This window comes from Streptomyces sp. NPDC026206 (assembly GCF_040638465.1).
Classification (GTDB): Bacteria; Actinomycetota; Actinomycetes; order Streptomycetales; family Streptomycetaceae; genus Streptomyces.
The window spans coordinates 137,955-157,330 of sequence record NZ_JBEZYL010000006.1 but is presented as its reverse complement, the minus strand read 5'-3'; the positions used below and the strand labels follow the sequence as shown (position 1 = coordinate 157,330).

Sequence of the window (19,376 nt, the reverse complement as noted above, 5' to 3'; positions counted from 1 at the left end):
GACGCCACCCTACCAAAGCCTGCATTACTCGGAATCTTTTGTTACTCGGTTGCATTTTCTCGTGCCGCGGTCTTTCATGGACCCATCGAACGACCGAGGGGTTTCGCATGAACACCGCTGTGCTGATCGTGGGTGCCGGGCCGACCGGACTCACCCTCGCCTGTACGCTCGCCCGGGCCCACGTGCCCGTCCGCATCGTCGACAAGTCGCCCGCGTTCCACCGGGAGTCCCGGGCCAAGGGGCCCAACCAGCGCAGCCGCGAGGTGTTCGCGGACCTAGGGGTGGGAGAGGCCTTCGACGCGGCGGGCGTGGAACGCACGGTGCTGCGCAAGTACCGCGACGGCGTCGCGATCGCCGACCACGAGATCTTCGGCGACCAGCGCCCGACCCCCGCCGCGCCGTACGCCAAGGGCCTGTCCCTACCGCAGTGGCGCACCGAGGAGATCCTGCGCGACCGGCTCGCCGCGTACGGGGTCCGGGTCGAACCCGGCTGCGAGGTCACCGCCGTGGAGCAGGACGGCGAGGGCGTGACGGCCGTGCTCGCGGACGGCCGGCGGATCGGCGCGGCGTACGCCGTCGGCTGCGACGGCGGTCGCAGCCCCGTGCGCAAGGCCCTCGGGGTGCCCTTCGTGGGCGAGACCGAGGCCGAGGAGTGCATGGCGGTCGGCGACGTCGAGGCGGACGGGCTCGACCGCGGCTACTGGCACCAGTGGTTCGACGAGGACGGCGCCATCATGCTGTGGCCGATCCCCGGGACCGCCTCCTGGCAGCTGCAGGGCACGGTCGAGCCGGGCACGACCCCCACCCTGGAGAGCTTCCAGCGGCTCTTCGACCGGCACGCGCGCGTGCCCGGCGTGCGGCTCGCCAACCCCACCTGGGTCTCGACCTACCGCGTCAACGTCCGCATGGCCGAGCGCTTCCGGGCCGGCCGGGTCTTCCTGGCGGGCGACGCCGCCCACGTCCAGCCCATCGCGGGCGGGCTCGGCATGAACACCGGCATCCAGGACGCCTTCAACCTGGGCTGGAAACTCGCGCTCGTCGCCCAGGGCCTGGCGGGGGAGGGGCTGCTCGGCACCTACGAGTCGGAGCGGATGCCCATCGCCTCCTGGGTGCTGAGGACCGCCGACGAGCGGATGCGGGCCGTGCTCGAACGGGTCAGGGAGGCGGGCGTCGGGACGGAGGTGGTCGTCGACCGGGCCGCCACCGGCCTCGGCCTCGGCTACCCCTGGTCCCCGCTCTCGCACGGAGGCCTCGGGGCCCGCCTCGGGCTGCAGATGGGCGACCGGGCACCCGACTCCCCCTGCCGCGACGCCCTTTCGGGACGCGGGACCCGCCTCTTCGAGGCCTTCGCAGGGCCGCACTTCACGCTGCTCGGCTTCGGCGCGAACAGCGCGGCGGCGCTCGCCGAAGTGGCCGGGCGGTGCCCACGGATCGTACGGACCCTGCTCCTGGACGACAGGGACGACGGGGAGGCGCGCACGGCGTACGGAGTGGAGGGGGACGCCCTGGTGCTCGTACGGCCCGACAACCACCTCGCGCTCGCGGGCGCCCCGGCCGACGCCCCGCACATCGTGCGCTACCTGAACGGTCTCGGCCGATGAGGCACCGGACGGGCTGCAAATGCAGCCCGTCCGGCGCTTGAGGACCGGGGTCCGGGGCGGAGTCCCGGTTTCGGCAAGGGGCGGGGTGGGGCAGGAGAACCGCCGTGGCCACCACCTGGACCCGCCGCACCTTCCTCACCGCCGCCGGCTCCCTGGGAGCCCTCGGCCTCACCGCCCGGGGCGACGAATTCGCCGCCCTCCGGGCCCGCTGGCGCGACCTGACCCTCGGCACCGGCTTCGACCCCGCCGCCGAGCCCTATGCCTCCGTGCTGCGCCGCACCGGCACCCTCGCCCGCGCCCACCGTGCGAGCATGAGACCCGCACCCGGCTCGCTGTGGCCCGACGCACCCTTCGACCCGCCCGCCGGCATCACCCAGAGCTTCGCCCGCCTGTTCACGATGGCCCAGGCCCATGCCCAGCCCGGCACCGGCCTCACCGGCGACGCCATTCTCGCCGCCGGCATCCTGGCCGGGCTCGACCACCTCCACGAGCGCGTCTACCACCCGGGCACCACCTCCTACGGCAACTGGTGGGAGTGGCAGATCGGCAGCCCCCGCCTGCTCCTGGACACCCTCACCCTTCTCCACGACGAGGCGGGCGAGGCCCGGCGCGGCCGCCTCCTCGCCGCCGTCGACCACTTCGTCCCCGACTCCGTGCTCGGTGCCTACACCGGCACCAGCACCGGCGCCAACCGCGTCGACCTGTGCCGCGTCGTCGCCCTGCGCGGCGTCCTCGGCGCCGTCCCGGCGAAGATCGCCCTGGCCCGCGACGCCCTCTCGCCCGTCTTCCCCTACGTGCGGGAGGGCGACGGGTTCCACGCCGACGGCTCCTTCGTCCAGCACTCCTGGGTCGCCTACACCGGAACGTACGGGTGCGTGCTGCTCGACGGCCTCGGGCGGCTCTTCACGCTGCTGCGCGGATCGCCCTGGGAGGTCACCGACCCCGCCCGGCAGATCATCCACGACAGCGTCGAGCGGGCCTACGCGCCACTGATCCACAACGGTCTGGTCATGGACAGCGTCTCCGGGCGCGCCATCAGCCGGGGCGTGCAGAGCGCAGATCCCCGTGCGCTGCTCCAGAGCGACCACCAGCGCGGCCACGCCCTCATCGCCGCGATCACCCTGCTCGCCGCGGGCGCGAGCCCGGCGGAACGGGAGCGCTGGCACGGGCTGGTCAAGGGCTGGATCGCCCGGGACACCACCAGCCCGGTCCGCACCGACCCCCAGTTCCAGGTCGCCGACCTCGCCCGGCTCGCCGCCGTCGACGACGGCCCCGCCCCCGCCGCGCCCGAGCCCGTCGGACACCGCCTCTTCCCCGCCATGGACCGGGCGGTGCACCGCCGCCCCGGCTGGGCCGCGAACATCGCCATGGCCTCCGAGCGCATCACCCACTACGAGAACGGCAACGGCGAGAACCCGCGCGGCTGGCACACCGGCGCCGGAATGCTCCTGTGGTGGGGCGCGACGCACGGCGGCGATCAGTACACCGACGCCTTCTGGCCCACCGTCGACCCCTACCGGCTGCCCGGCACCACCGTCTGCGCCGTCCCCCTCGCCGACAACGAGGGCGGCGGCTGGGGCGCCCCCAGGCCCGCCGCACGCTGGGTCGGCGGCGTCAGCGACGGGGAGTACGCGGCCGTCGGACAGCACCTCAAAGGGCTCGGCTCCACCCTCCAGGCGCGCAAGTCCTGGTTCTGCGCGGCGGACGCCGTGATCTGCCTCGGCGCCGGGATCACCGCGCGGGACGGGGCGCGCACCGAAACCGTCGTCGACAACCGCAACCTCGGCGCGGCCGGCCCGGCCCGCCTCACCGTGGACGGCGAACCGCAGCCCTCCGGCGACGGCTGGACGCGGTCCTGGGAGCGCGCCCACTGGGCCCACCTCGCCGGGCACGGAGGCTACGTCTTCCCCGGCGGCGCCCCGCTGGAGGCCCTGCGCACCGCCCGCACCGGCTCCTGGCGCGACATCAACGCCGGCGGCTCGCCCGCCCCCGTCACCCGCCGCTACCTCACCCTCAGCCACCCGCACGGCACCGACCCCGACGACGCCACGTACGCCTACCTCCTGATGCCCGGCGCCACGCCCCGCGGCCTCGCCGCCCGCGCCGCCGACGACGGCTGGCTCACCGTGCTCGCCAACACCCGCGACCGCCAGGCCGTCCACATCCCCTCACTCGGCCTTACCGCCGCCAACTTCTGGCAGGCCGGCACCGCGGGCCCCCTCACCGTCAGCGCCCCCGCCTCCGTACTCCTGCGCCGCCACCGGCACACCGCCACCCTCCACCTCGCCGAGCCGCTGCGCACCGGCGAGAGCGTCGATCTCACCTGGGCGCACCCGGTACGCCGCGTCATCGCGCACGACCCTTCGGTACGTGTCCTGGCCACGGCTCCCGCCCTCCGGCTGCGGATCACTGCGGGGACGGCCTGCGCGTCGCACGGCTGCCGGGTCGGCCCGGCGTGAGCACGTCCCCCGGACGGCGGTACCTGGTCAAGCCACATATATGACGGCTGGGACCGTCCATATTTGTGGAGTACTCACAGCGTGGGACGGCTGGTCGAACGCGGACAACTGATAAGGAGGCGGTGCAGTTCTGTGCTGCCTGCCCACGAAATCGCGCACTACGTTGTGTGGAACCGACATGATGTTCCGGGACTCCTCCCGCGTACCGTCTATCCATGAGCAATCTCGAAGGTGCGCCCGTAGAGGCGAATGACGTCCGTGGGCGCGTCGCCGAGCTGCACGCCATCCGCGAGCAGGTTCGGCTCGGCCCGAGCGAGCGGGCTACCCAGGCACAAAAGGCCAAGGGGAAGCTGACCGCTCGCGAGCGCATTGATCTCCTGCTGGACGAGGGCTCTTTTACCGAGGTGGAGCCGCTGCGGCGGCACCGCGCCACGGGCTTCGGGCTGGAGGCCAAGCGCCCGTACACCGACGGCGTGATCACCGGGTGGGGGACCGTACACGGGCGGACCGTGTTCGTCTACGCACACGACTTCCGGATCTTCGGCGGCGCGCTGGGCGAGGCCCACGCCACGAAGATCCACAAGATCATGGACAAGGCCATCGCGGCCGGGGCGCCGCTGGTGTCCCTCAACGACGGTGCCGGCGCCCGCATCCAGGAGGGCGTCTCCGCCCTCGCCGGCTACGGCGGCATCTTCCAGCGCAACACCAAGGCCTCCGGCGTCATCCCGCAGATCTCCGTGATGCTCGGCCCCTGCGCCGGCGGCGCGGCCTACTCCCCGGCGCTGACGGACTTCGTCTTCATGGTCCGCGAGACCTCGCAGATGTTCATCACCGGCCCCGACGTGGTGCGCGCGGTGACGGGCGAGGAGATCACCCAGAACGGCCTCGGCGGCGCGGACGTGCACGCCGAGACCTCCGGCGTGGCCCACTTCGCCTACGACGACGAGGAGACCTGCCTGGAGGAGGTCCGTTACCTCCTCTCCCTGCTGCCGCAGAACAACCGCGAGAACCCGCCCCGCGTCGAGGCCGAGGACCCCGCCGACCGCACCGGCGACGCCCTGCTGGACCTGGTGCCGGCCGACGGCAACCGCCCGTACGACATGCGCAAGGTCATCGAGGAGCTCGTCGACGACGGCGACTACCTCGAGGTCCACGAGCGCTGGGCCACCAACATCATCTGCGCCCTGTCCCGCCTGGACGGCCAGGTCGTCGGCATCGTCGCCAACCAGCCGCAGTCCCTCGCCGGCGTCCTCGACATCGAGGCGTCCGAGAAGGCCGCGCGGTTCATCCAGATGTGCGATGCCTTCAACATCCCGATCATCACTCTTCTGGACGTACCCGGCTTCCTCCCCGGCGTCGATCAGGAGCACGGTGGAATCATCCGGCACGGCGCGAAGCTGCTGTACGCGTACTGCAACGCCACCGTGCCCCGGATCTCGGTGATCCTTCGCAAGGCCTACGGCGGTGCGTACATCGTGATGGACTCCCAGTCGATCGGCGCGGACCTCACCTACGCCTGGCCCACCAACGAGATCGCGGTCATGGGCGCGGAGGGCGCGGCCAACGTGATCTTCCGCAAGCAGATCGCCGAGGCGGACGACCCCGAGGCCATGCGCTCGCGCATGGTCAAGGAGTACAAGGCCGAGCTGATGCACCCCTACTACGCAGCCGAGCGCGGGCTGGTCGACGACGTGATCGACCCCGCCGAGACCCGGTCCGTCCTGATCCGGTCGCTGGCGATGCTCGCGTCCAAGCACGCGGACCTGCCCTCCCGCAAGCACGGCAACCCGCCCCAGTAACGAACGTCCCGTACCGAAGCCATCGGAGACACCGCATGAACGACACGCTCGTACGCGTCGAGAAGGGCACCGCGGACGCCGAGGAACTGGCCGCCGTCACCGCCGTTCTCCTCGCCCGCGCCGCCGCCGGCAACCAGCACGCCGCCCACGCCCCGCGCCCGCGCCGCACCACCGCGGTCTGGCGCCGCCTGGAGCGCTCGCCGGGCTTCAGGGCCCCGCACAGCTGGCAGGGCTAGCCCCTGCGGCCGCAAGGCCCACGGACAGCGAAAAGGTCCCCGCACTCCCGAGGAGTGCGGGGACCTTTTCGCATCCGAACTGCGTCCGAGCGAGCCGCGGGCTAGCGCAGCCGTGCCATCAGGGCGTGCTCGACGAGCGTGATGAGGGCGCTCTTGGCCTCGTTGCGGTGCCGGGCGTCGGTGATGATGATCGGCGCGTCGGGGCCGATCTGCAGCGCCTCGCGGACCTCTTCGGGCGTGTACGGCTGGTGTCCGTCGAAGCCGTTGAGGGCGATGACGAAGGGCAGGCCGCTGTTCTCGAAGTAGTCGACGGCGGGGAAGCAGTCGGCCAGGCGCCGGGTGTCGACGAGGACGACGGCGCCGATGGCACCGCGCACCAGGTCGTCCCACATGAACCAGAAGCGGTCCTGTCCGGGGGTGCCGAACAGGTACAGGATCAGGTCCTGGTCCAAGGTGATGCGGCCGAAGTCCATGGCCACGGTCGTCGTGGTCTTGTCCGGCGCATGGGTGAGGTCGTCGATGCCCGCCGAGGCGGAGGTCATGACGGCTTCGGTGCGCAGCGGGTTGATCTCCGAGACCGCGCCGACGAACGTGGTCTTGCCCACGCCGAAGCCACCCGCCACCACGATCTTCGCGGAGGTGGTGGAGCGGGCTGCCTCGCCGCTAGAGGTTCCGAAGTCCACTGAGCACCCTTTCGAGCAGTGTCACGTCAGGCTGGCCGCCGGCGGACGCGTCGCCGCCGGGCTGATGGATGGCGACGAGTCCGGCCTCCGCCAAGTCGGCGACGAGGATTCGGGCGACGCCGAGCGGGATGGAAAGAAGTGCCGAGATCTCGGCGACCGACTTGATCTCACGGCACAGGTGGCAGATGCGCTGGTGTTCCGGCAACTGCCCGTGGAGCTGGGACGGCTGGGCCGTGGTGTGCACCAGTGCCTCGATGGCGAGCTGGTACCGCGGCCTGGTCCGGCCGCCGGTCATCGCATAAGGACGGACCAGCGGGTTGTGCTTGGCGCCGCCCGCGGAGGACGACGGCTGGCGCCGGTGCTGCTGAGGCTGTGCAGGTACGTGCGGAGGGCGCTGCTGCTCCGGCACGGCCCGGTGGCTGGGTGTGGAGGGGAAGTCGTAACGATTCAACGGGGGTTGCGCCTGCTGGTCATTGCCATACGGGTAACCGCCTGGGGGCGTTGCCACGTCTCCTCCTCCAACTTGCCTGTCTGCTGCTGGTCGCGCCACCGCACCTTATGGCGCGATGGCGCGAAACGCACTGCCTCTTTGTTAGTTGAGAAGGCTCCCCTGCAGTTCGGAACGCAGCTCGGGCGTCAGTACATTGCCCGCGCGGTCGACCAGGAGGGCCATCTCGTAACCCACGAGGCCGATGTCGCAGTCGGGGTGCGCCAGCACGGCCAGCGAGGATCCGTCGGAGACGGACATGATGAAGAGGAAGCCGCGCTCCATCTCCACGACGGTCTGGTTGACCGCGCCTCCCTCGAAGATGCGCGAGGCACCCGCGGTCAGCGAGGTCAGGCCGGAGGCCACCGCCGCCAGCTGGTCTGCGCGGTCCCGCGGAAACCCTTCGGACATCGCCAGAAGGAGTCCGTCGGCGGAGACCACGACGGTGTGGGACACCCCTGGGGTGTTGTCCACGAAACTGGTGATCAACCAGTTCAGGTTCTGCGCCGCCTGGCTCATCGGGCTCACACTAACGCTCCTGATCGTAGGTGCCGCCGGGGCCGTAGCCCTGGTCGTGTTGCTCATGCTGCTCATGCGCGGGGAACTCGCCTGTGTCCGTTCCCGCGTTGCGCCCCTGCTGGATGCCGCGGCGGAGGTTCGCCAACCTGCCACGGACGTCCTCCGGGGCGCGGGAGACCTGGGGGCCGTCCTGTGCGGCCTGCGCCGCCTTGCCCTCGACCAGATTGGCCTTGGGGACCCGCTTGGGGAGACCGGAAGGGGTCACTCCGCCGGCCTTCGGCTCCTTGAGCTGACCGGCACGCTGCCAGAGCTCGTCGTTCGCCGACCGCCATTCGGAGTCGTCACCCTCCTGAGGCTGCTGCGGGGCCTCCCGCCGGGACTGCTCCGGTGCCGCGCTGCCGCCCCTCGTGGCCTCCTCGCCCGTGTCGTCCTGCCACCGCTTGTCGCGGCGCGGCAGACCGGACCCGGTCAGCGAGGGGGAGCCGCTCGAGGCGGGGCCCGGACGGTCGAACTCTACGCGCTCCGGCTGGACCGTGTCAGCGGACGGCTGGGATTCCGATTCCGCTCCGTAACCCTGTCCGTACCCATGCTGGTACGAACCCGGCTCGGCCCACTCCCCTTGGTAGGCGGGGGAGTTGAAGTCACCGTAGGACTCCTGGCCGCCAACGGACGGGTCCGCATAGGCGGATTCCGCGTAGCCGTTTTCCGCATAGTGCTGCGGATGCTGCTGCTGCGCCTCGGCGGCCTGGCCGGCGCCCGGCTGCTGGTGCGGAGGTATGTGTTCCTGCGGCTGCTCGAACTGCTGCTGCGGGACCTCGTCGCGGAACAGCGGGCGGTGGTCGGAGGCCTGCGCCTCCAGAGCCGCACGCCGCTCCTCGCGCATCAGCGACCGGCCGACGGGGTCCAGCGCGGTGGCGTTGCCGGCGTCCGGCCGCGCCTCGTAGCGGGAGTCGTCGAAGCCCAGCTCGGCGGCGGTCCGCGCGCGGGAGCCCATCATGGGCTGCTGCTGCTCGGGCACCATCGACGAGACCGTGAAGTCGTCCTCGGCGAATTCCTCGCCGCCACCGCCGTGCGTGATCGCGTCCGGCAGCATCACCAGCGAGGTGGTGCCGGCCTGCTCGCCCGAGGGGCGCAGCTGGACGCGGATGCCGTGCCGTGTCGCCAGCCGGCCGACCACGAACAGACCCATGCGCTGGGCGATCGAGACGTCCACCGTCGGCGGGTTGGCCAGCTTGTGGTTGATGTCCGCGAAGTCCTCGGCGGTCAGGCCGATTCCCTTGTCGTGGATCTCGACCATCACCCGGCCGTCGGGCAGTCGCGTCGCGGTGACGCGCACCTTGGTGTGCGGGGAGGAGAACGTGGTGGCGTTCTCCAGCAGCTCGGCGAGCAGGTGCACGAGGTCGGTGACGGCCAGGCCGTGGATCTCGGCCTCCGGGACACCGTCCAGCTCGATGCGCTCGTACGCCTCCACCTCGGAGGTGGCCGCACGCAACACGTCCACCAGCGGAATCGGCTGGTCCCAGCGGCGGCCGGGCTCCTCGCCCGCGAGGATGAGGAGGTTCTCGCCGTTGCGGCGCATACGGGTGGCCAGGTGGTCCAGGCGGAAGAGGTTCTCCAGCTGGTCCGGGTCCGCCTCGTTGTTCTCCAGGTCGGTGATGAGGGTCAGCTGGCCCTCGATCAGCGTCTGGTTGCGGCGCGAGAGGTTGGTGAAGATCGCGTTGACGTTGCCCCGCAGACCCGCCTGCTCGGCGGCGAGCCGCACGGCTTCACGGTGGACCTGGTCGAAGGCGCGGGCGACCTCGCCGATCTCGTCCTTGGTGGTGATCGGGATCGGCTGGACGCGGGTGTCCACGCGGCCCGGGTCGGTGCGCGACAGCTGGTCGACCAGCGCCGGCAGACGCTGCTCGGCCACATCGAAGGCGGCGGTGCGCAGACGGCGCATGTTGCTGCTCATCGAGCGGGCCATCTTGCCGGCCACGAGGAAGGCGATCAGCAGCGCGACGATCATGATCGAGGAGTTGACGATCGCGTCCCGTGCGGACTCCGAGGAGATGTTCTCGGCCTCTTCCACGGCGTGCTCGGCAAGGTGCTGCTCGACCGTGCGGTAGGCGCTGAACTTTCCGGAGGCCGTGGTCTGCCAGGCGTCGGCGGTGATGCCCTTGGTCTTCAGCTGCGCGGGGGTGGCGCCCGACATGATGGCGGCGGCCATCTTGTTCTGCTCCTCCACCTGCGCCTCGGTGGCCAGGGTCGTCTTCAGGCGCTTGATGTCCTCGTCCGTACCGCCGGACTCGAACTCGCCCTGGGCGACGTACTCCAGGAAGTTGTACGAGGCGAACGCCTTCAGCAGTCCCGCGTGCTCCGCGGCAGTGCCCGGCTTCACCAGCAGATGAACGCCGATCGAGCGCTGCAGCGACTCCGCTGCCTTCGCGAGCGAGATCGCGTAGACGGCGCGGCCGTAGGAGGTGACGTTGCCGGTGCCCAGCCCCAGCTCATTGGTGAAGGCCATGAGCGGGCGCTGCAGGGCGCCGTAGCCCTCCTCGGTCGCCACGCCCGGCCTGGCGGAGGTGTAGGCCTCCTTGCGCAGTGCGGCCAGCGTCGGCTCGGCGGCGCGGACCGCCTTGAGGCGGCGCTTGAGGCTCGGGGTGTCCGGCATGCTCTTGACGCGCTTGTCGAACGTCGCACGGGCGATGTCCGTGGCGGCCCGGGTCTTCTGGATGACCGGGTCGTCGGTGGTGCCCTCGAGCAGCGGCTTGGCGGTCAGGTCACGCTCGTCGATGACGGCGTGGGCGTACGTCGCCGCGGCCTCGACGGCGCGTGCGACGTTCGCCGCGTCCCGCGCCTCGAGCCAGTCGTCCGCGGACACCTTGACCTTGAGGCCACCGAAGACCAGGGCGATGATCACCGGGATCAGCAGAATCGCGTTCAGCCGGACCGGCACACGCCAGTTGCGGGGCGAGAATCTGCTGCCGCTGCCTTCGGGGACGGCGGGGGCTTCGGGCATATCGGAAGGCGGCACCGCTGTGCGCGACGGCGGGGTGAAGTTACCCCGCTCGTCCCGCGCCTGCTGCGCGGCGCCCGTCTTTCTTCGCCTCACTCGACCAACAACCTCTCGGCGTCGGCACCTGTGCTGTGCCGTTTATCTGCTGAGCCATGACTGCTCAGTCCGGGAATTGCAGCACGTCGGACAGGTGCATTCCAAACAACGGACAGAGCCCGTGAAGGCCGCGATTTGCCCGACATAAAACGGGCATTAAGGCCGAGCCGCGTCAAATGGCGGGTCATATATGCGCAGAGCGCAGTCGGCCGGACGCGCCCAGTGGTCGCGTCCGGCCAATTCTCTGTCGAACTGTTATGAACTTTGAAGGGCATCGTGGTCTATGCCACAACTTACACACCGTCACAACATTCGGACGGACAACACTATTTCAGCCGCGCCATGAGGGCGTGCTCGACGAGCGTGATGAGAGCGCTCTTCGTCTCGTTGCGGTGCCGCGCGTCCGTGGTGATGATCGGCGCGTCGGGGCCGATCTGCAGCGCCTCGCGGACCTCTTCGGGCGTGTACGGCTGGTGTCCGTCGAAGCCGTTGAGGGCGATGACGAAGGGCAGGCCGCTGTTCTCGAAGTAGTCGACGGCGGGGAAACAGTCCGCCAGCCGTCTGGTGTCCACGAGCACCACGGCACCGATGGCACCGCGCACCAGGTCGTCCCACATGAACCAGAAGCGGTCCTGTCCGGGTGTACCGAACAGATAGAGGATCAGGTCGTCATCGAGGGTGATACGGCCGAAATCCATCGCCACGGTCGTCGTGGTCTTGTCCTGGACGTGACTCAGGTCGTCGATGCCCGCGGACGCGGAGGTCATGACCGCCTCGGTGCGCAGCGGACTGATCTCCGAGACCGCGCCGACGAATGTGGTCTTGCCGACGCCGAAGCCGCCCGCCACCACGATCTTCGCGGAGGTGGTGGAGCGGGCGGCGCCGCCGCCGCTAGAGCTTCCGAAGTCCACTGAGCACCCTTTCGAGCAGTGTCACATCCGGCGTACCGCCGGCCTCGCCGCTGCCGCCCGGCTGGTGGATCGCCACCATGCCGGCCTCCGCCAGGTCGGCGACCAGGATCCGGGCCACGCCCAGCGGCATGTTCAGGAGCGCGGAGACCTCCGCGACCGACTTGACCTCCCGGCACAGGTGGCAGATCCGCTGGTGCTCGGGAAGCAGGCCCCCGAGGTGGGCCGGGTCGGCCGTGGAGCTGACCAGCGCTTCGATGGCGAGCTGGTAGCGCGGCCGGGTGCGGCCCCCCGTCATGGCGTAGGGGCGGACCAGCGGCTGGTCGGCGCCTTCTTCCCCGTACGACGCATGGTGTGCGCCGTACGGGCCGGGCGAGGCGGGCGGGGTCATGAATCCTCCGGACGGGACAGCAGGATGGCAATAATGCCGTCGAGCGGGGGCCGGTGGGGGGTTTTCGGCCGTACGGTCGGACGGGATCTGCGGTGATGATCGGTCAGTTCAGCAGCGTGCCCTGGAGCTCGGAGCGCAGCTCGGGCGTCAGCACGTTCCCCGCGCGGTCGACCAGGAGGGCCATCTCGTAACCCACGAGGCCGATGTCGCAGTCGGGGTGCGCCAGCACGGCCAGCGAGGATCCGTCGGAGACGGACATGATGAAGAGGAACCCCCGCTCCATCTCCACGACGGTCTGGTTGACCGCGCCCCCCTCGAAGATGCGCGAGGCACCCGCGGTCAGCGAGGTGAGCCCGGAGGCCACCGCCGCCAGCTGGTCGGCGCGGTCCCGCGGAAACCCCTCGGACATCGCCAGAAGGAGTCCGTCGGCGGAAACCACCACCGTGTGGGACACCCCCGGGGTGTTGCCCACGAAGTTGGTGATCAACCAGTTCAGATTCTGCGCCGCCTGGCTCATCGGACTCAACTAACGCTCCTGCTGGTAAGTGGGGCCAATGTTGTGACTGCCGGTGGTCGAGCCGTTTCCGGCCTGCCGTCCCTGCTGGATGCCCCGGCGGAGATTGGTCAGCCGGCCGCGTACGTCATCGGGCGCACGCGAGACCGCCGGACCGGTCGGAAGGGACTGTGTTTCGGCGGTTCCCTCGACGAGGTTGGCACGCGGCACCCGCCGCGGCAGCCCGGACGGGGTCTTGCCGTCGGCCGCCGGCTCGCGGACCTGCTCGGCCCGCCGCCAGCGGTCGTCGTTGGGGGAGTCGCGCCAGGGCTCCTGCGGAGCCCCCTGCGCGGCGCCGGCACCCCGCGGGGCGTCCTGCGGCGCGGGCCTGGCACCCGGGCCACGGCGCTGCGGGCGGCGGGCGGAGTCGGCCGGCTGCTCCGGCACCCCCGCCTGCGCCTCGTCGGTGCCGCGGAACCAGTGCGACTCCAGCTCCTCGAACAGCGGCGTACGGCCGTCGCCGGGACCCGCTGCGGGCAGGTTGCCCTGCGCCTGCGGCTCGGGCCGGGCGAACCGGCCGGTGCCGGCGGACTCGCCGCCGAACTGCGGCTGCGCGAACTGGCCGGTGGTGTCCGACTGCGTGCCCGGGGGCAGCGCGAACTGGCCGGTCGAGGAGTTCGGGGCCGCGTCCTGCGCGGGCCGTGCGAACTGGCCCGTGCTGCTGCCCTGCGGCTCGCTCTGCGCGGGCCGCGGGAACTGGCCGGTGGTGCTGTTGCGCTGGTCGTTCGCGGCGGGGACCGCGGGGAACCGGGAGATGTCGCCGGGGCCGGTGGCCGGCGCGGCGTTGCCGGGCCGGGCGAACCGGCCGGTGTCGGCCGGGCCGCCCTGCTGCTCGGCCGGCTTGGGGCGGGCGAACCGGCCCGTCGAGCCGGCCGGCGGCTCGGTCGCGTCGGTGATCGGCGCGAACTGGGCGGTGTCGCCCGGGCCGCCGCCCGGCGTGGGCTTGGCGAACCGGCCCCTGTTCTGCGGGCTTTCGTGGCCCTCGTGACCGCGCGGCGAGCCGTCGGAGGACAGCGGCCAGTCGTCGGACGGGGCCTGCGGGGCCTTGCGGCCCGGGCCTCCGGCCGGAGGCGTCTGGTTGCCCCAGCTCGGCGCGGCGGGGGCGGAACCCGCGCCGCCGCGGGCGGGGAGCTGCGGGCGCCCGGCGCCACCGGCGGGCGGCACCGCGCCGGGGCCGCCGGGGCCACGGGCCGGCAGGCCCGCGGCGCCGTTGCCGCCGCGCGGTGTGGTGTCGAAGAGGCTGCCCGCCGCGGCACCGCCGGAGGGGCCGGAGCCCTGGCCGGGCCGGGGCGGCAGACCGCTGTCCGGGGCGCCGGAGCGCGGCGCCAGCGCGGCGCGCGGGGCGTTGCCCGGCACCTGGCGGCGCGGCGGCTGGCCGGAGTTGCCGGGGCCGGCGTTGCCGGCGGGCGCACCGGGGCCACCCGCGCCCGGGACCGGCTTCTTGTGGCCCTGGGCCACGTCGACCGGCAGCATGACGAGCGCGGTCGTACCGCCCGAGTCGGACGGGCGCAGCTGGATGCGGATGCCGTGTCGCAGGGACAGGCGGCCGACCACGAACAGGCCCATGCGCCGGGAGACGGAGACGTCCACGGTCGGCGGGCTGGCGAGCCGCTCGTTGATCGCCGCGAGGTCGTCGGGCGAGAGGCCGATGCCGGTGTCGTGGATCTCGACCAGCACCCGCCCGTCGGGCAGGGCGTGACCGGTGACCTTGACCTTGGTCTGCGGGGAGGAGAACGAGGTCGCGTTCTCCAGCAGCTCGGCGAGGAGGTGCACGAGGTCGTTGACCACGCGGCCGGCGACCTCGGTCGGCGGCACACCGCTCAGCTCGATGCGCTCGTACTGCTCCACCTCGGAGGCGGCGGCACGGAGCACGTCGACGAGCGGGACGGGCCGCGTCCACCGGCGGCCGGGCTCCTCACCCGCGAGGACGAGGAGGTTTTCGCCGTTACGGCGCATACGGGTCGCGAGGTGGTCGAGACGGAAGAGCGAGGACAGCTGGTCCGGGTCGGCCTCACGGCTCTCGAGCTCGGAGATCAGGGACAGCTGACGCTGGATGAGGCCCTGGCTGCGGCGCGAGAGGTTGGTGAACATCGCGTTGACGTTGCCTCGCAGAAGGGCCTGCTCGGCGGCGAGACGCACGGCCTCGCGGTGCACCTCGTCGAAGGCCGCGGCCACCTTTCCGATTTCGTCGCGGCTGTGCACACCGACGGACTCCACGGACGTGTCGACGTCCTGCGGGTCGGTCTCGGACAGCTGCTTGACGAGCTCGGGCAGGCGCTCCTGGGCGACCTTCTGCGCGGTGTCCTGCAGTCGCCGCAGCGACCGCACCATGGACCGGGCCACGACGAAGGCGCCGACCAGCGAGATGCCGAGGACCAGGAGGATCAGGGCACCGCTGAGGTAGGCCTCGTTCTGCGCTTCCTCACGCAGCTCCTGGGCCTTCTGCTCCATCTGCGAGAGCAGCGTCAGCTCGATCTTGGCCATCTCTTCGAGCTTGACCGTGTCCTGGTCGTACCAGTCGCGGTACGTGGTCTTCTCGCTCTTGAAGGCGTCGGTGTTGCCGAAGGCCCGCTCGGCGAAGGTGTTCGCGGAGGTGACGTTGGTGTCGCCACCGTTGATCGCCTTGAGCAGGTCGGCGGAGTCGCCGGCCCGGATGGCGGTGAAGCGGCGCAGGGCCTCTTCCTCGCTCTCCAGCGCCGACTTGCCGTACTGGTGGTCGTTGGCGCTCAGGCTCGCGCCCTTGGGGTTGGCGAGCGCGGCGCTGATGACCGCACGCTGGATGGAGGCGAACTCCTTCGCGGAGGAGAACGTCGCCAGCGCACGCGTCGAGGTGATCATGTCGCTGTTGCTGGTGGCCTGGGCCATGTCCTGGGAGAGGGACAGCAGCGAGATGATCAGCGCGTTGTAGTTGCTGACCGTCTGGGAGATGTACTCGCGGTCGGTGTACGCCTTCTCCCGGACCGCCTTGATCTTGTCGAGCTGCTTGGTGATGTCGACAAGGGTGGTCTGGACACCGACCATCGTCGGGTCGTTCGACTTGGCCTTCTTGGTGGTGTCGCGGAACGCCCGGATCTTCTGGTCGGTCTTGATCCGGGGCGCGACGACCTGGTCGTCCTTGGGGTTGTTGGCGACGATCGGACCTGCCGACTTGTCGCGTTCCTCCTGGAGGGCGTCGGCGAGCTGGGTCGCCTTGGTCGTCATCTCCGTGAGCAGCTTCATGTGGTCGAGCTGGTCGACGTTCTGAAGCGAGCTCTGGATACGCAGGCCACCCAGGGTCGTCGCGGCGACGACGGGGAGAGCGAGCAGGGAGACCAGTCGGGTACTGATTCGCCAGTTGCGCAGGGCTATTCGTGAGCCCGGCCCACTGGGGCCCTTCGTCTTCGCCTTCGGCTGTTCGGCGGGCTCGCTGCCGCTCGTTGCCTCGGCGGGCGCGCCGACGGTCGTGCCGCGGTCGGTCGCACCGCGCGGCTCCGGCTCCGCCGCAGCGCTGCCATCCCTCTTGAAACGTCCCTGCACTAGCGTCGCAACCTCTGGACCAGGCGTCCCCCCGGGTGAGCGGGAGAGACGGTGTCGAGTCGTGGGGGGACCGCGGTGCCCCCCTGGCGGTCCCCGGAATTCCAGCACAGTGCCGGATCTCCCAACAAGGCCGGTGCGGATAGCCCCGAAAGCTGTGACGCTGGGTGAGGGGCTTGGTGACGCACGGTAGAAGATTGGGCACACTATGTCGGACTTATGCCCATGAGTCATATGTCCCCCACCGGGGGGCTCGGCGTGTCCCAGTCGCCATGATCAGGAGCGGAACGTCTTATTCAGCCCCGCAATGTCCGTTTCGTGGAGGCGGGGCGGCTGCCCGTTATGCCGTATATATCTCTTGGGTCGTGAGCAAACTCACAGTAAAGCCGGGACTTGTCCCCCGTGCCTGAGGGGAAGGGCGCGCCTAGCCTGGTCCTTTACACAGCCGCGAAAACGCCAAGAACCGACAACGCGAGGCACCTGAAGTGAAGACCGAGAACTCGGCGAAGCCGTCCCGGAAGACCGCCAACCCGCGCCGCACCACGCTCACGCACCTCAAGGACGCCGAGACGCTGCGCCGCTCCGAGGCCCTGCAGCACGCCGCGGAGCTGCCGGCGGTCACCGCCAACCCGCGCCGCACCGTTCTCATGACGGCCCCCGCCGCGCAGCTTCCTCAGGACTGAGCCCGGCGCGCACGGGTCGCGCACGCCCCCCGCGATAGCCTGAGGCGGTCAGACTCCGGCCAATCAGACAAGGGGCACCAGCTTCCCGTGCGCATCGCCAGGTTCTCCATCGACGGAAACGTCGCCTTCGGCGTCGTGGAGGGGGACGCCTCGACCGAAGGCGGCCCCGTTCTCGACATCATCAAGGGGCACCCCTTCGCCGAATTCGAGCGCTCGGGGCAGAAGATCCCGCTGAGCAAGGTGCGGCTGCTGCCGCCCGTGCTGCCCAACAAGGTCGTTGCCATCGGCCGCAACTACGCCGAGCACGCCGCGGAGCTGGGCAACGAGGTGCCCCAGGCGCCCGTCACCTTCTTCAAGCCCTCGACCGCCGTCATCGGCCCCGGCGACCCGATCGCCTACCCGTCCTTCTCCAGCGAGCTCCACCACGAGGCCGAGCTGGCCGTCGTCATCGGCCGCATGTGCCGCGAGGTGCCGCGCGAGCGAGTCAAGGACGTCATCCTCGGCTACACCTGCGCCAACGACGTCACCGCGCGCGACGTCCAGCAGCGCGAGCAGCAGTGGGCCCGGGCCAAGGGCTTCGACACCTCCTGCCCGCTGGGCCCCTGGGTCGAGACGGAGCTGGACCCCACCGATCTCGGCATCATGTGCACGGTCAACGGGCAGCAGCGCCAGCTCGGCCGCACGAGCGACATGGTGCGCACGATCGAGGACCTGATCGTCCACATCACCGAGGCGATGACGCTGCTGCCCGGCGACGTCGTCCTCACCGGGACCCCGGCCGGCGTCGGACCCCTCAACGTCGGCGACGAGGTCGCCGTCACCATCGAAGGCATCGGCACTCTCACCAACAAGGTGATCAAGCGTGGCTAACGCGAACTCCCCCAAGCTCTCGGCTCCGCTCGAGCAGGGGGTACCCCCCCGCGTACGTTTCTGTCCCTCGCCGACCGGCAACCCCCACGTGGGTCTGGTCCGCACCGCCCTGTTCAACTGGGCGTTCGCCCGCCACCACGGCGGCACCCTGGTCTTCCGCATCGAGGACACCGACGCGGCCCGCGACTCCGAGGAGTCGTACCAGCAGCTGCTGGACGCCATGCGCTGGCTGGGCCTCGACTGGGACGAGGGCCCCGAGGCGGGCGGTCCGCACGCGCCGTACCGCCAGTCGCAGCGCATGGACCTCTACAAGGACGTCGCGCAGAAGCTGCTCGACGCCGGTCACGCGTACTACTGCTACTGCACCACCGAGGAGCTCGACGAGCGCCGCGAGGCCGCCCGCGCCGCCGGCCGGCCCTCGGGCTACGACGGCAAGTGCCGTGAGGTGAGCGCCGAGCAGAAGGCGCAGTACGAGCGCGAGGACCGCAAGCCGATCGTCCGGTTCCGGATGCCCGACGAGGCGATCACCTTCACGGACCTGGTCCGCGGCGAGCTGACCTTCACGCCGGAGAACGTGCCCGACTACGGCATCGTCCGCGCCAACGGCGCCCCTCTCTACACGCTCGTCAACCCCGTCGACGACGCGCTGATGGAGATCACCCACGTGCTGCGCGGCGAGGACCTGCTGTCCTCCACCCCGCGCCAGGTCGCCCTCTACCGGGCGCTCGGCGAGATCGGCGTCGGCAACGGCACCGCCCCGCACTTCGGCCACCTGCCCTACGTGATGGGCGAGGGCAACAAGAAGCTGTCCAAGCGCGACCCGCAGGCCTCCCTGAACCTCTACCGGGAGCGCGGCTTCCTCCGCGACGGGCTGCTCAACTACCTCTCCCTGCTCGGCTGGTCCCTCTCGGCCGACCAGGACATCTTCACGATGGACGAGATGGTCGCCGCCTTCGACGTCGCGGACGTCAACGCCAACCCGGCCCGCTTCGACCTCAAGAAGGCCGAGGCGATCAACGCCGACCACATCCGCCGGCTCGACCTGAAGGCGTTCATCGACGCCTGCACCCCCTGGCTGCGGGCCCCGCACGCCAACTGGGCGCCCGAGAAGTTCGACCAGGCGGCCTGGGAGGCGATCGCCCCGCACGCCCAGACCCGGGTCACGGTCCTCTCCGACATCACCGCCAATGTCGACTTCCTCTTCCTGGACGAGCCCGTCGAGGACGAGGCGTCCTGGGCCAAGGCCATGAAGGAGGGCTCGGACGCCCTGCTGCGCACGGCCCGCGAGAAGCTCGGTGACATCGAGGGCGCTGCGTGGAACGCGGACGCCCTCAAGGCCGCCGTCGTCGCCGCGGGCGAGGAGCACGGCCTCAAGCTGGGCAAGGCGCAGGCCCCCGTCCGGGTGGCCGTCACGGGTCGTACGGTCGGCCTCCCGCTCTTCGAGTCCCTCGAAGTGCTCGGCCGCGACCGCACCCTGACGCGCATCGACGCCGCCCTGACGAAGCTCGCGGGCTGACGCCCGTCACTCGCGCCCCGTGGGGCCCGGCAGCCATCCGTGGCTGCCGGGCCCCACGGCGTTT

15 protein-coding genes are annotated in these 19,376 nt (G+C 71.0%); 7 read left to right on the top strand and 8 right to left on the bottom strand.

Going from position 1 to position 19,376, the window contains the following annotated elements; genetic code table 11:
* The first annotated feature begins 107 nt into the window (after positions 1–107).
* From AB0F13_RS12115 to AB0F13_RS12100, 4 genes are all read left to right on the top strand, one after another.
* Positions 108–1,601, top strand: a complete 1,494-nt coding sequence (locus tag AB0F13_RS12115; protein ID WP_362079216.1) for an FAD-dependent monooxygenase — start codon at positions 108–110, stop codon at positions 1,599–1,601.
* Between the two features lie 104 nt (positions 1,602–1,705).
* Positions 1,706–4,060: a polysaccharide lyase 8 family protein gene (locus AB0F13_RS12110; protein WP_362079214.1), complete on the top strand. Its 2,355-nt coding sequence runs from the start codon at positions 1,706–1,708 to the stop codon at positions 4,058–4,060.
* Between the two features lie 215 nt (positions 4,061–4,275).
* Positions 4,276–5,859, top strand: coding sequence for an acyl-CoA carboxylase subunit beta (locus AB0F13_RS12105; RefSeq protein WP_362079211.1), 1,584 nt, complete (start codon positions 4,276–4,278; stop codon positions 5,857–5,859).
* Between the two features lie 35 nt (positions 5,860–5,894).
* Positions 5,895–6,095, top strand: a complete 201-nt coding sequence (locus AB0F13_RS12100) for an acyl-CoA carboxylase subunit epsilon (RefSeq protein ID WP_362079209.1) — start codon at positions 5,895–5,897, stop codon at positions 6,093–6,095.
* A gap of 101 nt (positions 6,096–6,196) precedes the next feature.
* On the opposite strand, the gene AB0F13_RS12095 is transcribed toward AB0F13_RS12100, so the two are convergent.
* The 8 genes from AB0F13_RS12095 to AB0F13_RS12060 all read right to left on the bottom strand — a co-directional run bounded on the left by AB0F13_RS12095 (position 6,197) and on the right by AB0F13_RS12060 (position 16,246).
* Positions 6,197–6,778 (bottom strand): ATP/GTP-binding protein, encoded by a 582-nt coding sequence (locus AB0F13_RS12095; protein ID WP_311615495.1) that lies wholly within the window; start codon positions 6,776–6,778, stop codon positions 6,197–6,199.
* Complete coding sequence (locus AB0F13_RS12090; RefSeq protein WP_362079206.1) at positions 6,759–7,286, bottom strand: DUF742 domain-containing protein; 528 nt, start codon at positions 7,284–7,286, stop codon at positions 6,759–6,761. Before AB0F13_RS12090 ends, AB0F13_RS12095 begins: the two co-directional genes overlap by 20 nt.
* Positions 7,287–7,370: 84 nt before the next feature.
* Entirely contained in the window at positions 7,371–7,784 is a 414-nt protein-coding gene (locus tag AB0F13_RS12085) for a roadblock/LC7 domain-containing protein (RefSeq protein ID WP_362079558.1), read from the bottom strand.
* A gap of 10 nt (positions 7,785–7,794) precedes the next feature.
* Positions 7,795–10,878 (bottom strand): nitrate- and nitrite sensing domain-containing protein, encoded by a 3,084-nt coding sequence (locus AB0F13_RS12080; RefSeq protein ID WP_362079203.1) that lies wholly within the window; start codon positions 10,876–10,878, stop codon positions 7,795–7,797.
* 326 nt (positions 10,879–11,204) lie between these two features.
* A complete protein-coding gene (locus AB0F13_RS12075; RefSeq protein ID WP_362079201.1) occupies positions 11,205–11,789 on the bottom strand; it encodes an ATP/GTP-binding protein in 585 nt (194 codons plus the stop codon).
* Positions 11,770–12,177, bottom strand: a complete 408-nt coding sequence (locus AB0F13_RS12070) for a DUF742 domain-containing protein (RefSeq protein WP_360916545.1) — start codon at positions 12,175–12,177, stop codon at positions 11,770–11,772. The genes AB0F13_RS12075 and AB0F13_RS12070 overlap by 20 nt, the downstream gene beginning before the upstream one ends.
* Positions 12,178–12,280: 103 nt before the next feature.
* A complete protein-coding gene (locus AB0F13_RS12065; RefSeq protein WP_362079555.1) occupies positions 12,281–12,694 on the bottom strand; it encodes a roadblock/LC7 domain-containing protein in 414 nt (137 codons plus the stop codon).
* 9 nt (positions 12,695–12,703) lie between these two features.
* Positions 12,704–16,246 carry a nitrate- and nitrite sensing domain-containing protein gene (locus tag AB0F13_RS12060; RefSeq protein WP_362079198.1) on the bottom strand — a complete coding sequence of 1,181 codons (3,543 nt, stop codon included), beginning with the start codon at positions 16,244–16,246 and terminating at the stop codon, positions 12,704–12,706.
* Between the two features lie 482 nt (positions 16,247–16,728).
* Here AB0F13_RS12060 and AB0F13_RS12055 point away from each other — a divergent pair, with 482 nt between their 5' ends.
* The 3 genes from AB0F13_RS12055 (at position 16,729) to gltX (ending at position 19,312) form a co-directional block, all read left to right on the top strand.
* Positions 16,729–16,926, top strand: a complete 198-nt coding sequence (locus AB0F13_RS12055) for a hypothetical protein (RefSeq protein ID WP_362079195.1) — start codon at positions 16,729–16,731, stop codon at positions 16,924–16,926.
* Between the two features lie 87 nt (positions 16,927–17,013).
* Positions 17,014–17,796 (top strand): fumarylacetoacetate hydrolase family protein, encoded by a 783-nt coding sequence (locus tag AB0F13_RS12050; protein WP_362079192.1) that lies wholly within the window; start codon positions 17,014–17,016, stop codon positions 17,794–17,796.
* Positions 17,789–19,312 carry a glutamate--tRNA ligase gene (gene gltX / locus AB0F13_RS12045; RefSeq protein ID WP_362079189.1) on the top strand — a complete coding sequence of 508 codons (1,524 nt, stop codon included), beginning with the start codon at positions 17,789–17,791 and terminating at the stop codon, positions 19,310–19,312. The genes AB0F13_RS12050 and gltX overlap by 8 nt, the downstream gene beginning before the upstream one ends.
* Positions 19,313–19,376: the final 64 nt, after the last annotated feature.

What these genes read in the sequence shown, in the direction of transcription:
- AB0F13_RS12115 (WP_362079216.1), top strand. Translation starts at nt 108, where the DNA reads ATGAACACCGCTGTGCTGATCGTGGGTGCCGGGCCGACCGGACTCACC.
- AB0F13_RS12105 (WP_362079211.1), top strand. Translation starts at nt 4,276, where the DNA reads ATGAGCAATCTCGAAGGTGCGCCCGTAGAGGCGAATGACGTCCGTGGG.
- AB0F13_RS12100 (WP_362079209.1), top strand. Translation starts at nt 5,895, where the DNA reads ATGAACGACACGCTCGTACGCGTCGAGAAGGGCACCGCGGACGCCGAG.
- AB0F13_RS12085 (WP_362079558.1), bottom strand. Translation starts at nt 7,784, where the DNA reads ATGAGCCAGGCGGCGCAGAACCTGAACTGGTTGATCACCAGTTTCGTG.
- AB0F13_RS12070 (WP_360916545.1), bottom strand. Translation starts at nt 12,177, where the DNA reads ATGACCCCGCCCGCCTCGCCCGGCCCGTACGGCGCACACCATGCGTCG.
- AB0F13_RS12065 (WP_362079555.1), bottom strand. Translation starts at nt 12,694, where the DNA reads ATGAGCCAGGCGGCGCAGAATCTGAACTGGTTGATCACCAACTTCGTG.